The organism is Marinitoga arctica (assembly GCF_054657315.1).
The window spans coordinates 1-17,304 of the sequence record NZ_BAAHYY010000010.1; the positions used below are offsets into that span (position 1 = coordinate 1).

The following is a 17,304-nucleotide window of genomic DNA, read 5'->3' on the forward strand; positions in this document are numbered from 1 at the left end:
TATTGTTATCCCCCCACAAATTATTTTCCCCTTATTTTTCACTTTTTTAAATTTCTAACTCCTTCACTTTTTTATTTTATACACTTTTTATTATACTACCTAAAAATCCCCGAAAACGGGGATTTTACTTTTTATTTTGTTCAATTCTAAATTTACTTTTTTCATTTTAAATTGAATCTTTCATATATTGCATCAATATTTCTTAAATAATAATCAGGAGTAAATATTTCATCAAATTCTTCAGACCTAAATAACTCTTTTATTCTACTATTTTCCCATAATAATTTTTTAAAGTCTTTTCTTTCTTCCCATGCTTTTAATGCATATTTTTGAACAAATTTATAGCTTTCTTCCCTGCTAAGACCTTTATCTATTAATGATAACAAAACTCTTTGTGAATAAACAAGATTATATGATCTATCAAATGTTTCTCTCATTTTATCTTCATTAACAATTAAATTACTTATTAAGTATTGAGCTTTTTTAATCATATAAAATGCTATTAATGTTGCATCTGGCAAAAATACTCTTTCTACAGAAGAATGAGATATATCTCTTTCATGCCATAAGGCTATATTTTCATAACCAGCAACAGTATAGCTTCGCAACATTCTCGCCATACCTGTTAATCTTTCACATAAAATTGGATTTTTCTTATGTGGCATTGCTGATGAACCTCTTTGACCTTTTTTAAATGGCTCTTGAGCTTCTAATACTTCTGTTTTTTGTAAATGTCTTATTTCTACAGCAATTCTTTCAATGCCAGCTCCTAAAAGAGCTAATGAAGATAAAAATTCTGCGTGTCTATCTCTTGGTACAATTTGCGTCGCAACTTTTTCTGGGTTTAAACCTAATTTATCTAATGCGATTTTTTCTATTTCAGGATCTATATTTGCATAATTCCCTACTGCTCCACTTAATTTACCAAAAGAAATATTTTCAATAGATAATTCTAACCTATTTATGTTTCTTTCTAGTTCGGCAAGATATGATAGCATTTTTAAACCAAAAGATGTAGGTTCGGCATGAACACCATGTGACCTTCCAACTGTATATGTATATTTATATTTTATAGCTTTTTCTTTTAATATTTCACCTAGTTTTTTTAGTTCTTTTAATATTAAATTTCCTGCTCTTTTTAGCCCTAAAGACCATGCAGTGTCAACGATATCTGAAGATGTTAAACCTTTGTGAAAGTATCTTGCTTCATCTCCCATGTTGTCTGTAATAGATTTAATAAAAGCAATTACATCATGATCTACAACGTGTTCGATTTCCAAAATTTTTTCCACATCAATTTCTGCATGCTGTTTTATTTTTTCAGCAGTACCCTTAGGAGCTAAGCCCTTTTCTTCGAATGCTTCTATTACTGATAATTCAATTTCTAACCATCGTTTGTATTTTTCCTCTTCACTCCAAATTTCTTTCATTGGAGATAATGAATAACGCTCTATCATTTTTTCCCTCCAAATTTTAAAAATATATTGTATTTTTTAAGATCATTTAAAGTACATATTTCCATGTGACCTGGTAATATTAAGGTGTTTTTTTCTTTACTCAAAATATATTTATCAAACTTTTTTAATGAATCTATCATTTTTTTATTGTCTCCAAAAGGTAAATCAGTTCTCCCTATGTTTTTAAAAAATATAAAATCTCCTGTAAAAATAAAATTTCCAAAATCATAAATTGCAGATCCTGGTGTATGCCCTGGAAAATTTTTGATCATAAATTTCACATCACCATAATTATAATATCCTTCATACAGTTCATTAATATAAGTATTTATTTCAAAATTTTCTCCAAACATATAACTTAAGTTCAATGATACATCACTTAATCCCTTTTTATCCTCTTCTAATATCATTATTTGAAAATTTTTTAATTCTCTTAATCCCACAATATGATCATAATGAGTATGTGTCAAAAGAATTCCTTTATATTCATAATTAAGATAATTAAATCTTTCTAATTCTTTGTTGATACCAATACCTGGATCTACAATGATAATTGTATTTTTATAAGTTAAAATGTATGTATTAACTTCTAAAAGTGGTAGAACCTTTTTATATATTTGCATTCCTTTTTCGTGATATATTAATTCAGCTTGCATTATTTCACTTTAAATTCTCTTTTATTTTTTTCAATAATTCTATTTTTTTTCTTTTCATTTCTTCCATTCTATTTCTGGCTTCTATAAATATTTCTTCGATAGTTTGATTTTTATATTCTAATAATCCATAACTAATAGAAATTTTATATTCTTTATCAGACGTAATATTAAATTTCTTTACAAAATCAACGATCCTTTTTAAAACCCTTTGAGATATTCCGAGATCAATATATCTTAATACTATAAGAAATTTATCTTCACTTATTCTAAAAATAAAATCTCTGTCTCTAACTGTTTTCTTAATTATATCAACTAAATTTATTATCATATCATTTGCTATTTTTTCACCATTCTTTTTTAAAACATTATTATAATTATCTATATTAATATAAATTATAGTAAATTTTTCTCCTTCAGCTATAAGTTTTTGAAGTATACTTTCTGCACCTTTTTTATTAAATAATTTAGTTAAATTATCTTTTAAGGCCATATCAAATAAGACTTCTTTCTCTTTTTCAACCATTTCAAACTTTGTTTTCAAATTCATGAGTTCATTACTTTCTTCTTGAATTTTATCAATTAAATTCGAAACCATATGTGAATAATATTTTATTAGTGTATCTATTTCAATTACCCCTGATTCTACTTCAACCATTTTTCCTTTTTCAATATCTTCAATTAGCTTTAACAAAGGTCTTTCTACCTCATCGGCACTTCTCTTAAGATATAATGAGAAAACAAAAAGGAATATACTTATTAAAATTACTATAATAATAAAAATAAAATTTCTTAAAGATATATATTCAGAAAAATTTATTTCTATTTTTGTCAATACTGAAAATTCATATTTTTTCTCTGGTTGCCACTTTAAATAAATATAAGCTTTTCTGCCGTTAGATTGTTCTACAATATTATATTCCTTAATATTTCCTTTAAAGAAGTCTAATTGATTAAATATTTTTTTTTCATTTTCGGTTAATAATGGAAATTGTGGTGAAAAAGGAACAAAAGATATATTATATGTATATATTCCGTCTACAAAATTAAATTTTAAAGATTGGATCTTTCTAAATACATTAAAAAATGAATTTTCATTTAAAAGGAGCCCTATTTCTAATATATTTCCGTTGTCTAATAATTTATACCCATAAATTCTTGGATTATTGGTTTTTATTTCAAAAGATAGATTTTCAATATATTCACCTTTTTCTTTAAGTATTTTATTTAATTTTTCCCAATATTTAGGAATTCTTTGAGATAAATTTATTCCCAAATCGCTTAAATAATCTGTCTCTTTGATCTCGCCACTACTATTTATTATATAATAATTAATATCATTAATATATCCAGGTTTTAAGTATTCTATTTTTATTTTTTCATACTCTCTTAAAAAATCATTTTTTGAATAAATTTTATAAATTTTGTCCAATAATTCTTCAACAACGATATTGGCTTGATTACTAACATAATCAAAATTCGTTAATCCTTCATTGAAAATTCTATTAGTAAATATAATTGCATTATCTATAGTTGATTGATAAATATTTTTAAATAATATACTAGTTGATAAAATAACTGATAATATCAGTATAAGTATTAAAAATGACATAATTACAAGCACTCTATTAAATAATAAGGTTTTTAAATTTTTCTTTTTCACCCTACATCACCTCCATCCCCTTTTTATTATACAATAATTTTAATTAAATTTAAAATCATTTATATATTTAGAAACATAACTAATTATCAAAAAATTATAAAAGATATTACGTCTCCGAAATCCTTTTTTGACCTAATTTTAACAGTATTAAAGTAAATTAACTGTATAATATAACTTAGAAATAAATTCTAAAAAAGGAGTGTTGAAAGTGCAAAAAGAATTATTATCAGAAGAAAAGAATGTAAAAAGGTATCTTGTAAAATTCGATAAAAATGATATTACAAAAGCTGAAGATCAAATAGTTAGAGAATTGAATCAAAGATACACATTTCACGGTTTTAGAAAAGGTAAAGTTCCAAAAAATGTTATGAAAATAAAATTTGGTGAAGATTTTGTAGAAATGGTTAGAGAAATATTAATTGAAAAAGTAGAAAATGAATTTAAAGATGAAAAAGTTTTATTTGGTCCATATATAGAATCATTTGCTTTAGATACAAATTATGCTGAAATTGAAGTTTTAATTCATGAACATCCTGAAGTTATTTCAACAAAATTTGAGGAATTAAAAGTTGAAATCCCTACAGAAAAAGAAATTGTTGAAAAATTTGTAGAAGATAGAATAAAGGAATTATTAGAAGAAAATCCTATTTTAGAAGAAAAAGAAGAACCTGCTGAAATTGGAGATTTAGTAAAAGTTAAATACACTGTTTTAAATGAAGAAGGAAAAGAATTATTTAAAGATAAAGAAAGCGAATATGTATTGTATGAAGAAGATCAAAGACCTATGGTTACTGATTTAATCGGAAAAAGAAAAGGTGATTATGTAGAAATAAATAGAGAATTTGAAGATAAAAAATATTTATATCAAATAACCGTTGAAGGTGTATACAAAAGAATTGTTCCAGAATTAACTGATGAAATCGCAAAGACATTAGATGCAGAAGTAAATTCTGTATTAGAATTAAAAGAAAAATTATCTAAAGAAGGAGTTGAATCCTTTAAAGTTTGGAAAGATGATTATATTAAAAATTATGTATTAGCGGAACTACATAAATATGTTGAAATTGATGTAGCTGATGAAACAATTGATGATTTTGTTGAAAAAACGTTGGAAAGAGTAAAACAAAGTGGAAAGTATGATGAAGAAATTGAAAAACATGGTAGCGAAGAAAATTACTTAAAAGAATTAAAAGAACAGGCTTTAAGATCGATAAAAGAAATGACCATAATAAACAAAATTGCTGAAGAAAATAATCTCAAAGTAGAAGAAAAAGAATTAAGCGAAGCTATTCATTCATTTGCTCATATGTATAGAATTCCACATGATAAAGCTAGAGAAATTATTTATTCAAACGCAGAAATATTAGGAAATTTAATGTGGGATATTTTGAGTAAGAAAGTAGCTGAACATATTTCAAAAAACATAAAAATAATTGAAGTTGAAAATTTTGAGGAAAAACAAAAAGAGGAAAACAAAGAAGAAAATTAATAACAGGGACTTGTTCCCTGTTTTTTTCTCTAAATAGAATTTCAGAGGTGATTTTATGAATATTATATATGTGATTTCTAAAGACATAAAAGTTAAAGACTGGCAAATAAAAAATACGGTTGAATTATTAAATAATGGAAACACTATTCCTTTTATAAGCAGATATAGAAAAGAGGTTACTGGTAACTTAACTGAAGAAGATGTAAGAAGGGTTGCTGAACTATATCAATATTATACCGAATTAGAAAAAAGAAAAAATAGCGTTATAAAAGCTATCGAAGAACAAGGGAAATTAACTGAAGAACTGAAAAACAAAATTTTAAATTCGATGAAATTGAGTGAAGTTGAAGATTTATATTTGCCATATAAAAAAAGAAAAAAAACAAAAGCAGATATTGCTATTGAAAATGGTTTAGAACCATTGGCCCAAAAATTACTTCTTCAAAAAATTGATAATATTGAAGAAGAAGCGAAAAAATTTATTAATGATAAAGTTAAAACAGTTGAAGAAGTTTTAGATGGTGTAAAATATATTTTGGGTCAATATTTTGCACATAATGAAAATATAAGAAAAACTTTAAGAGATGATTTATTAAAACACGGAAAAATTGAAAGTTCAAAAAAGAAAAAGTTTATCGAAGAAAAAACAAAATATGATATGTATCATGAATTTTCACAAGAAATTTCAAAAATACCAAATTATAGAATATTATCTATAAATAGAGGAGAAAAAGAAGGGGTTTTAAATGTTAAATTGACTATTGAAGAAAAATATATAGGGAAATTATACGATTTTTATTTAACTAAATTTCCAGAAAATAATAAAGTTATAAAAGAAGGATTAGATTACGGATTTAAAAATATGTTATTCCCGTCTATTTCAAATGAAGTAAGAAATATTTTAACTCAAAAAGCCGAAGAACAATCTATAGAATTATTTTCTAAAAATTTAAAAGAGTTATTACTCACCCCGCCTTTAAAAAATAAAAAAGTTTTGGCAATAGACCCTGGATATAGAACTGGGTGTAAAGTAGTTGCATTAGATGAATCTGGAAAATTTCTTGAAAATAATACTATTTACCCAGTCCCTCCTCAAAATGATTTTGAGAATGCAGAAAAAATTGTTTTAGATTTGATAAACAAATACAACTTAAATCTTATAGTTATAGGGAATGGAACTGCTTCAAGAGAAACGCAAAAATTTATTGTTGATGTTATAAAAAAGCATAATTTAAACTTAAAATACTTATTTGCTGATGAGTCCGGCGCCTCAGTATATTCTGCTTCTAAATTGGCTGTCAAAGAATTTCCTGATTTAGATGTTACTGTTAGAGGTGCAATTAGTATTGGTAGAAGAATACAAGACCCTTTAGCAGAATTTGTAAAAATAGACCCAAAATCGCTTGGAGTAGGTCAATATCAGCATGATATGAACCAAAAATTATTAAAAGAAAAATTAGAAAATACTGTTGAACATGTTGTAAACCTTGTAGGAGTAAATCTAAATACAGCATCATCAGCATTATTACAATATATTTCAGGTATTACTCCAAAACTTGCAGAGAATATAGTGAAATATCGTGAAGAAAATGGACCTTTTAAATCCAGAGAGGATTTATTAAAAGTAAAAGGATTTGGTCCTAAGGCCTTTGAACAAGCGGCAGGTTTCTTGAGAATATTTGATGGTGATAATCCATTAGAGATTACTGGAATTCATCCTGAAAGTTATGAAAGAGCAGAAGAGCTCTTAAGATTTCTAGGGTTTAAAAAAGAAGATATTTTAAATGATGAAAAATTAAATTTAATTAGAACAAAATTGAATGAATTTATGACTAATGAAAAAATAAAAGAATTATCAGATAAGCTTGATATTGGGGAATTTACATTAAAGGATATAATTTCGGAATTACAAAAGCCTGGTAGAGATTTAAGAGATGAACTTCCACAACCATTATTATATGAAGATATTTTAACTTTTGATGATTTGAAAGTTGGTATGATTTTACAGGGAAGAGTAACTAATATTACAGATTTTGGGGCTTTTGTAGATCTTGGTATCAAAGAAAATGGTTTAATCCATAAATCCAACGTTTCTGAAAAATTCATACGGCATCCTTCAGAAATTTTGAGCATTAATCAAATAGTAACTGTAGAAATACTTGATATAGATAAAGATTTAAAAAGAATAAATTTAAAACTTAGATCATAAAAATAAATGAATGCCGAGTAAAGACTTGGCATTCATTTATTTTTCATTTTATACATCAAATTATCAACTTCTTTTAAATTTTCCTTTAACGATTTAGTTTTATCAATAACCTTTAATCCATATGATATCTCTAATTTAATTTCAGATATTTTCAAAAGTTTTCTAATTCTCTCCATTATAACCTCTGCTTCTTTAATAGTTGTATTTGGAAAAACGATAATAAATTCATCGCCACCATATCTTGAAAAAACATCTGATTTCCTAATATTATTAAATACAACTTCAGAAAACATTGTTAAACACATATCGCCATAATCATGACCATATCTATCATTAATAGTCTTAAAATCGTCTATATCTATAAAGCATATTACGATATTTTCATCATACCTTTTTATTTTATCATAAGCTTTTTTTAAGTATTCTTCCATAAATACCCTATTATAGGCCTTTGTGAGATGATCCTTTATTGAGATTTCATAATACTTTTCCTTTTCATAATATAGCTTTTTATATAAATCTTTGAATTTTATCACGGATTGAATTGCATAAGTTATTTCATTTAGTAGTGTAATTTCTAACTTCGCAAACTTATTAGATTTAGGCCTTTCATACAATATCGCACCATATACTATATTTTTTTCATCTACTAGTGGGACTCCATAAACACTATATGGTTTGGGCTTAGATCCAATATGATATATCTTATATCCATCCGGCAATTCATAATTTAATGAATTTAAAATATAAATTTTTTTATGAGTATCTATGATATATGAAATCAATGATTTATCACTTCTTAACATCTCATTACCTGTTATATCTATTTCATCAATAATTCCAAATTCAAAATAAATTTTATTTTTATTTTTCAAAGTTGCAATAGCCATTTCTTCAATAATATCATATTCTTTTAATACTTTATATATTTTTTCAAATATTTTTTTACTATCAACATTATTTTGAGATAATTCTTTAAAACTAATCTCACTTATTTTCCTTGAGATTTCAAGATACTTATAATTTAATAGTTTTATTTCATTTGTTATATCAGAAATTGATATTAAATAATGTTTTTCATTATCTACTATAATTCCTTCAATATCAAATTCTAAATATTTACCCTTCAAATTTTTTAATGATTTAAAAGACATATTAGAATTAGAATTTTGAAATATTTTTATATAATCTATTATATCTTTTAATTCTATTAAATCAGGATATTTTTCTAAAAAAACTTCATAATTATAATACAAATCCAGTGGAGTTACACCTCTTAAATCAAGATCAAAAATTTTCATTAACTCTATAAAAGAGTTATTTATATACTCTATTTTATTATGTTTTACTATTAACATTCCAATATTTCCATTTTCAAAATATTTTTCAAAAATAATATTTTTTAAATTTTCTTTCATATTTCCCCCTGTAATAGATATATCATATAATAATAAAAATTAATTATTACTTTATTTTTAAATTATAGTAAATTTTAATAGTTTTTACATATTTTTTGTTGTTAACAATAATAAATATACTAAATTAAAAAAATCCCCAAAAAGGGGATTTTGGGATTTTCTATATGCTGTTTATAACCTTTCTAGATATTTCATTATGTTTTTCTATAAGTTTTGGTAAGTCTTCATCTAAAATATTGCCATTTTTAATTTTTATTTCGCCATTTATTACATTTAAATCTACTTGTTTTCCATCACACATTAACACTGCTCCAAGTGGATCATCAAGACCTCCAGCAAATTCAAGTCTATTAAGGTTAAAACCTATAAAATCTGCAGCTTTTCCTATCTCTAAGCTTCCTATATAATCATCCATTCTTAAAACTCTAGCTCCGCCCATAGTTCCCATTTTTAATGCTTCTCTTACTGTTAATGCATCGGCTCCGTATTTTACTCTTTGTAATAATAAAGCGTTTCTAACTTCTGCTATCATATTATTAGTATCATTACTTGCGCTTCCATCTACAGCAATACCTATTCTGATCTTATCTTTCATTTCTGTTACAGGTGCAATTCCTGAACCTAATCTCATATTTGAAGAGGGGCAATGAGCCATACCTACATCATTTTTTGCTAATTTATCTATATCAGAGTCGTTCAGCCATACAAGATGCGCAAACCATGCTTTTGGATTCAACCAACCCAATTCTTCCATATAATCTACAGGGCGTTTTCCAAACCTTTCAAGGCAGTATTCTTCTTCATCCAAGGTTTCAGCAACATGAGTATGCATAAGAACATTATAGTCATTTGCTATTTTTACAGTTTCCTTCATTAAGTCTGCTGTAACAGAAAATGGGGAACATGGAGCTAATGCTATCCTTAACATAGAATATTTATCTGGATTATGGTATTTTTCTATAACGCGAATACTTTCCTTTATTATTTCTTTTTCTGTTTGAACAACACTATCTGGTGGTAATCCACCATCTTTTTTACTCATAGACATGCTGCCACGTGTGGGATGAAATCTAATGCCTGTTTTTATAGCTCCTTCAATTTCAGCATCTATAGCTTCATTTAATCCGTATGGATATAAATAAAGGTGATCTGTTGTTGTAGTTACTCCTGTTTTCATCATTTCGTAATTTGCTATAATTGAACTAATGTAAAAGCCCTCTCTGTCAATGTTTTTCCATCGTTCATATAAAAACACTAACCAGTCGAATAATTTTGCATTTTGTGCTCCTTTTACATTTCGTGTTAATGATTGATATAAATGATGATGCGTATTAACAAATCCAGGCATTATAAGCATGTCTTTACAATCGATTATTTCATCTACTTCTTCATCAAAATTTCCACTGCCTATATCTTTTATTACATTGTTTTCTATAAGTATATATGCATTTTCAATTTCAGTATCTTTATCATCAAAAGTAGCAAGATATGAGATATTTTTAAATAATTTTCTCATTCGTCGAGCCACACCTTTCTTAAAGTAGCTTTATGTTCTTCTCTGTATTGTTCTAATAATTTATCCATTTCTTTTACTTTCTTTTGATGTTCTTCCCAATATGCTTGTTCTTTTTGTGCATTTAACTCTTCTAAAGTTTTACCTTGTTGTTCTATCCATGTATAATATTTTAAATTATGCCATCTTTCTCTGTTATATTTATCCCCTTCAAATATTCCAGAAGTTTCTTGGTATAAGAATATTCTTTCTACTCTGGATTTTGCTTCAGCTCTATCTAGTTTTCCGTATGTTTTTGTCATTTGTTCCATTACTGAATGATATCTATCAATATTATCTGTTGCAACAACAAAAATGTTATCATCAGATTTTAAATTATAAAATTTAGCCATTTTTATTGCTCCAATAACATTAGCAACACCAGAAATACCAAATTTATCAGAAATATAATCAACCATTTCAGGGTCAACAAATTCTTTTAAAAATTTTTTACCTTCTTCATCTGTTAATACTTGAAGCATTTTTTTACTATCTATATCGTCAACTAATACAACAGCATCATTATTCATTACATTGTGAATCCATGTAACATGTTTATCGCCTATTCCCTGTATATCATGTCCCCCATAACCATTTAATGATATAGTAGGACATTGAACTGGTTCCATAGCTACAACTTTAGTCTCAGGGAATTCTTGTTTTACTCTATCTCCGCTAGCGATAGTTCCAGCTGAACCCACTCCTAATACAATTGCAGCAACTCTTTCATTACCGATATGATATCTTTTTACTGCTTCTATCATTGTATTTCCTGTTACATAATAATGAAATCTATAATTTGCAAATGCTTCGAATTGGTTTAAAATTCTGATATGTTCTGGGTCGGATTCATACAATTCTTTAGATTTATCATAAATTTCTTTTACATTAGATTCACAACCAGGAGTTGGAATAACATCTGATCCATATTTTCTTATAATATCAAATCTTTCTTGACTCATCTCTTCTGGTAATAATACAAGAGAATCATAATTCATTCTTGAACTTACAAATGCCCCACCTATACCATAATTACCTGTAGATGGCCAAACTAATTTATGAATTGAAGGATCTACTTCATGAGTTATAGTTTTTTCCATTAAAACAGAATATGTTGCTCCAACCTTATGACTACCAGATGGGAAATCTTTTGCGTATAATACGATTATATTTGCTTCAACACCTGTTAATTCCTTAGGCATAACAAAATATCTAATTTCATTGTTTTCATCCTTCCAAGATATATTAAATAAATTAATTGGATGAAGTGGATCTTTTTCTTTCATTTCTATTGCTCTTTGTCTGATCTCAGGATCGATTTTTTCTGGATGTAACATTTCCTCATAAGTTGGACCTACTATTGGCACTCTTTTCATTCTATACCCCCCCTAATATTTAGTATATTTTTATATAATATCTTCTATAGATATTGGTATTTTTGTTATCCTCTTTTTAATAGCATTAGATACTGCATTTGCTATTGATGGTGGAGAACTCATCAAAGAAGGTTCTCCGATTCCTTTTGCACCAAATGGACCATATGGGAATTCTTCTTCAACAACATCTGGTACAATTTCAGGAATATCTTTTATTGTTGGAATTACATAATTATTAAAATTATCTGTAATAATTTTTCCATCTTTTTGTTTTATTTCTTCCATTATAGCATGTCCCATACCTTGAACAGCACCACCTTGAATCTGTCCAATAACTCCATCGTAATTAATAGCTTTACCTATATCATGGGATATCCACATCTTTTTAACATCTATTTTTCCAGTTAATGTATCGACTTCAACAAGAGATAACTGTGTTGAATAGGTATATGTTATATATGCTTCTCCTACACCATTTTCCATATCAAAATGCAATTTAGGAGACTTAAACCAACCTGATTCATTAAGCTTTACATTAGCATCATTTGCCATCTTTGCTATTTCTTCAAAAGAATATTCTTTACCTTTTATTGTGTACTTCCCTAATTCTATATGTATTTCATTTTCATTTACATTAAACTCATTACATAAAAATTCTATTATATTTTTTTTGATTTTTTCTGCCGCATCTTTAGCAGCATTTCCACTAAACACGGTAGTTCTTGAGGCTACTGTTGGACCACTGTCTTGAACAATAAATGTGTCTGTTTGTAGTACATGTATTTTTTCTAGTTTTTGACCTAAAACTTCTGAAACTATCATTGATACTGCTGTTTTTGCACCTTGACCTATTTCCGTTCCACCAAACATTACATTCACTGTTCCATCAGGAAATACATGTACTTCAGAATTTGAAGCATCTAAATGTTGTCCTCCAGCACCTAGACTAACGCCATATATAATATGAGACCAACCTAAACCACGCTTTTTTATTTTATTTGATTTATTGAAATTTTCAACTTCTTTTTTCAGATCTTCATATTTTGATATCTTTTTTATATTTTCCAAAGTTTTTTTAGCACCAACAGAAATTTCTAATTTATGACCTGTTGATGTTTCATCCCCTATTTCTAATGCATTTTTATACCGAATTTCCCATGGATCTATTCCTAACTTTTCAGCTGCTTCATCCATTACAGATTCAATTGCAAATAACACTTGTGGAGAGCCAAATCCTCTAAATGCCCCGCAAGGAACTTTATTTGTATATACTCCATATACATCAACATGTACATTTGAAACCTTATATGCACCTGCAGCGTGAGTTAACGTTCGATACATAACTATCGGCGATAATGTAGAATATGCTCCCATATCAAGAAATACTTCTGTTTGAACGCCTAATAATGTTCCATCTTTCTTAAATGCAACCTTATAATGTGATTTTGAAGGATGTCTTTTACTTGTTTCTTTTATATCATGTTCTCTTTCATATATTAATTTTACTGGGTGTTTTGTTAAATAGGATAACAAAGCCGCTTTTGAAGCAATGTAAGAAGGAACATCTTCTTTACCACCAAATCCTCCACCTGTTTCCATTTGAATAACATCAACTTTATTAAATGGTATATTCAAAATTTCAGAAACATCTTCCTGAACATAAAACGGGCATTGCATCGATGCATAAATTCTCATAATTTCACCATCAAAATCAGCTATTGCCCCTTGTGTTTCTAAATATGCTTGTTCTTGATAATCTGTTTTAAAATCTCTTTCAATTATTAAATCAGCATTTTCAAAAACTTTATCAATTTCACCACGCCTTATTTTTTTATGAAATGCTATATTTGTTTCAGGGTTATTCACCTTGATTTCATTTTTTATCGCATCTTCTATAGTCAGAACAGGAGTTAATTCTTCAACTTCAAATTTAACCTTAGAAATAGCTTCTTCAACAGCTTCTTTTGTTTCACCAGCTATTAAAGCTATAACATCGTGTTCAAATCTGATTTTTTCACCAACAGGAATTAAAAACCACATATCTTTTGTTACAACGCCAAATTTGTTTGTCCCGGGAACATCCTTATATGTTGCTACTTTAACGATTCCAGGAACTTTTTCAGCTTCTGATGTTTCTATACTTTTTAATATAGCATGAGGAATGTTCGCATATACTACACCAGCATATAACATCCTATCCATATATAAATCAGGTGTATATTTGGATTCACCATAAGCTTTTTCTTTTCCTTCTACCCTTTTTGTTATCTTTCCAATTATATTCATCGTACCCCCCCAATTATTGATTGAAGATAAATTCTATTTTAAATTTTACCTTATTTTAGTCTTTTTTTAATAACTCGTTTTAAAAAGAAAAGAATTCCTTTTTAAGTTTAAATAAAAATAACGCCGTCAAATCACTTTTATTCGAGAACATATAAAAATACATTATTATCTTTAGAATCATCTTCTGTAAATCCTTTTTTTAAGATATTATCTTTATTAAATAAATTCTCTGGTTTCATATATGACAAATATAATTTTTCTGTTTTTAAAAATTTATTTATTGCAAAATCTATAGCTTTCTCATAATCATTATATATGAAAGAGATAAATAAAGTATCAAATTTTTGCATGTAATCACTTAAAATAATCAAAGACTCTATTTTTCCATTTTCTTTATATACGTATATTTCATTCCTTTCAAAGAGAACTTTCAATAGATTTTCATCTAATTCCACAAATATCCAATCAAAAGATATAAACCCTTTAGAAGAATAGTATTCTTTTGAATTAAAAATACATCTTTTTATTTCCTCAAAATCTTTTGCTACTTCAAAATAATTTGAATTTGTATATGGATTATTATTATTTTTGAAATATAACCATTTATACTTCAAAAATAGCTTAAACCCGTAACTTTCCATAACATGACGACTTTCAACATTATCTATATATGTAGAAAACATCAATCTTTTATATTTTTTTTCTTCAGCTAATTTTAAAAAAAATTCAGATATTTTTTTTCCATATCCACGATTTCTATAATCTTTATGAACTCTTAACCCCTCAAGCCAGAAGATTCCTGTTTTTAATTCTTTCATTCTTCCACAACCAATAACTTTTTTATTTTCTTCAATAACATAAAAATTACTATTTTTATCCTCTATCCATTCATCAAAAACTACGGGAATATAATCATTTTCCCATGAATATTTTGATATTTCAATTATATCTTCTTTATCACTTTTCTTTGCTTTTCTAATCATCATTAATCCCTCCGCATATTTTTATTATTTTTATTAATTACTAATAATTAAATCTATTTATTGAAATTTTTTTCATATTATGATAGAATATTACTGATTTTCTACAACCTTTAAGAAATGAGGTGTCATATGGAAGCAAAAATCGGATATCAAATTTTTCCTGATAGGTTTTATTCATATTATAACAGAGGAAATGTTAATTGGAATACTCCTATCTCCATTAATAATTATACTCCTCATACAATGTATGGCGGTGATTTAAAAGGTATTGAAGAAAAAATACACTATTTAAAAGAGTTAAATATAGATTTCTTATATTTAACTCCTATTTTTGCATCTAACAGTAATCACCGATATGATGCAAAAGACTATTTTAAAATAGATCCAATACTTGGTGATGAAAATGATTTAATAAGCTTGATAAAAAAACTTCATCAAAATAATATTGAATTATGTCTTGATATTGCTTTAAATCATATGAGTAATGAAAGCGACTGGTTTAAAAATGCTTTAAATAATAAGAAAGAAAAAAATTATTTCAGACGAGAAAATGGAGATTTTACATATTGGAGAGATCATAAATCATTGGTAGAGTTAAATTTAGAAAATAAAGATTTACAAAAACTATTATGGCAAAATGAAAACTCGGCAATGAAAAAGTGGACGAAACTCGGCGTTGATCATTGGAGGTTAGATTGCGCATATGATCTAGGATTCGATATTTTAGAAGATATTGTTAAACATATAAAATCATTAGGTAATCATGATATTATAGGTGAAGTATGGGCATATCCTAAGGATTGGATTCAGGTTATGGATGGTATAATGAATTATTATTATACTGTAATAATAAAAAATATGTTAAATGGATCTTTAAAGCCATATATAGCTTCACAAATTCTAAAAAAAGTGATTTCTGAAAGTGGTTTAAAAATATTAAAATCATGGAATATGTTATCCTCTCACGACTCAGCTAGAATAAAAAATATCTTTGGAAACAAATGGAAATTAGCAGTAGCAATGCAATTTACATTACCTGGAAGTCCTCTAATATACTATGGCGAAGAAATTGGCATGGAAGGAGAACATGATCCATTTTGTAGAGGGGTAATGGAATGGGAAAAAGTTGATGAAGACAATGAAACATTAAATTTCTATAAAAAGCTTATCAACTTATTTAAAAATTCAGAAGCATTAAAAAAAGGAAAATATTATGAAGTAATATCCAACGATGAAAATATATTATCTTATTATAGAAAATATAAAAGTATAAAAGATGGAAATTTAATTATAATAAACCCAACAAATAATGATAAAGAAATACAACTATATCTTGAAGAATCTTTATTATTAGATGCTATGCATTTAAGTGATCACTTTAGTGAAAATGAATTATACATTGAAATGGGGAGTGTAAAAGGAATTATTCCAGCTAATTCATTTGGAATTTTTTATATGAAACAAAAAGAGTATAAAACCTATTCTGCTTATAAAAGACTTTAAATTTATAAGATTAAAAATAGTTTCAGGAATACCTGAAACTATTTTTTTATCTTATTTTCAGCAGATATAATGCCCTTTTCTGTTTTTTCAATTAACTTTTTTAAATCCACATTTGGATTTGTTTTTAATTGATTATACATATATCCAATTGCTTGCATATCTAATTTTGCGTAAAATAGCGGCGAACCTTCTTTTTCGCTCCTATTCCTTAATAAATAACTTGGATGGAAAGTTGGGAATATATATATTCCTCCATACCATTCTTTAAATCGTCCTCTATGTTTGGTTATAGGGACAACCTGTTTTAGAAAGTAATTTAATGCTGTAGAGCCTAAAGCTACTATTATTTTTGGTTTTATTACAGAAATTTGGGCTATTAAAAAGTGACTACATTTTTCCATTTCATCTGTAGTCGGAACTCTGTTTTTTGGAGGCCTACATTTTACAACATTTGTTATATAGAAATTATTTCTCTCAACTTTTGCTACATCTTTTAATAATTTATCGAGTAAATTTCCTGCACGTCCTACAAAAGGTCTTCCTTGTAAATCTTCGTTTGCTCCTGGACCTTCACCAACAAACATTATAGGCGATTCCACATTCCCTTCACCTATAACAACATTTGTTCTTGATAGACTTAACGAGCAATTATCACACTGCTTTATTTTTTCACCTATTAACTTCAAATCATCAATTTTAGACATGTTATTCCTCC

12 protein-coding genes are annotated in these 17,304 nt (G+C 26.9%); 3 read left to right on the plus strand and 9 right to left on the minus strand.

Features of this window, described 5'->3' with window-relative positions; all coding sequences use genetic code 11:
* Positions 1–161 precede the first annotated feature (161 nt).
* Genes purB through ACYQ44_RS04110 form a run of 3 tightly spaced genes read right to left on the minus strand, consistent with a single transcriptional unit; the run spans position 162 to position 3,773 of the window.
* A complete protein-coding gene (gene purB / locus ACYQ44_RS04100) occupies positions 162–1,457 on the minus strand; it encodes an adenylosuccinate lyase (protein WP_459995423.1) in 1,296 nt (431 codons plus the stop codon).
* On the minus strand, positions 1,454–2,113 hold the full coding sequence (locus tag ACYQ44_RS04105; protein ID WP_459995425.1) for an MBL fold metallo-hydrolase: 660 nt from the start codon (positions 2,111–2,113) through the stop codon (positions 1,454–1,456). Before ACYQ44_RS04105 ends, purB begins: the two co-directional genes overlap by 4 nt.
* 4 nt (positions 2,114–2,117) lie before the next feature.
* The gene (locus ACYQ44_RS04110) at positions 2,118–3,773 is read right to left on the minus strand and encodes a GGDEF domain-containing protein (protein WP_459995427.1); all 1,656 of its coding nucleotides are present in this window, start codon (positions 3,771–3,773) and stop codon (positions 2,118–2,120) included.
* A gap of 208 nt (positions 3,774–3,981) precedes the next feature.
* On the opposite strand from ACYQ44_RS04110, the gene ACYQ44_RS04115 reads away from it, so the two are divergent.
* Complete coding sequence (locus ACYQ44_RS04115) at positions 3,982–5,262, plus strand: trigger factor (protein WP_459995428.1); 1,281 nt, start codon at positions 3,982–3,984, stop codon at positions 5,260–5,262.
* A gap of 55 nt (positions 5,263–5,317) precedes the next feature.
* Entirely contained in the window at positions 5,318–7,471 is a 2,154-nt protein-coding gene (locus ACYQ44_RS04120) for a Tex family protein (RefSeq protein ID WP_459995431.1), read from the plus strand.
* 32 nt (positions 7,472–7,503) lie between these two features.
* Here the strand turns inward: ACYQ44_RS04120 and ACYQ44_RS04125 are convergent, their stop codons facing one another.
* From ACYQ44_RS04125 to ACYQ44_RS04145, 5 genes are all read right to left on the minus strand, one after another.
* Entirely contained in the window at positions 7,504–8,889 is a 1,386-nt protein-coding gene (locus ACYQ44_RS04125; RefSeq protein ID WP_459995433.1) for a sensor domain-containing diguanylate cyclase, read from the minus strand.
* 160 nt (positions 8,890–9,049) lie between these two features.
* A complete protein-coding gene (locus tag ACYQ44_RS04130; protein WP_459995434.1) occupies positions 9,050–10,405 on the minus strand; it encodes an 8-oxoguanine deaminase in 1,356 nt (451 codons plus the stop codon).
* Positions 10,402–11,817, minus strand: coding sequence for a pyridoxal-phosphate dependent enzyme (locus ACYQ44_RS04135; RefSeq protein ID WP_459995436.1), 1,416 nt, complete (start codon positions 11,815–11,817; stop codon positions 10,402–10,404). Before ACYQ44_RS04135 ends, ACYQ44_RS04130 begins: the two co-directional genes overlap by 4 nt.
* 30 nt (positions 11,818–11,847) lie before the next feature.
* Positions 11,848–14,103, minus strand: coding sequence for a xanthine dehydrogenase family protein molybdopterin-binding subunit (locus ACYQ44_RS04140; protein ID WP_459995437.1), 2,256 nt, complete (start codon positions 14,101–14,103; stop codon positions 11,848–11,850).
* A gap of 137 nt (positions 14,104–14,240) precedes the next feature.
* On the minus strand, positions 14,241–15,086 hold the full coding sequence (locus ACYQ44_RS04145; RefSeq protein WP_459995438.1) for a GNAT family N-acetyltransferase: 846 nt from the start codon (positions 15,084–15,086) through the stop codon (positions 14,241–14,243).
* A gap of 129 nt (positions 15,087–15,215) precedes the next feature.
* Between ACYQ44_RS04145 and ACYQ44_RS04150 the strand changes: the two genes are divergently transcribed.
* Complete coding sequence (locus ACYQ44_RS04150) at positions 15,216–16,589, plus strand: alpha-amylase family glycosyl hydrolase (protein WP_459995439.1); 1,374 nt, start codon at positions 15,216–15,218, stop codon at positions 16,587–16,589.
* A 38-nt stretch (positions 16,590–16,627) separates the two neighbouring features.
* Here ACYQ44_RS04150 and ACYQ44_RS04155 read toward each other — a convergent pair whose 3' ends face one another.
* Positions 16,628–17,293, minus strand: a complete 666-nt coding sequence (locus ACYQ44_RS04155) for a uracil-DNA glycosylase (protein ID WP_459995440.1) — start codon at positions 17,291–17,293, stop codon at positions 16,628–16,630.
* Positions 17,294–17,304 lie beyond the last annotated feature (11 nt).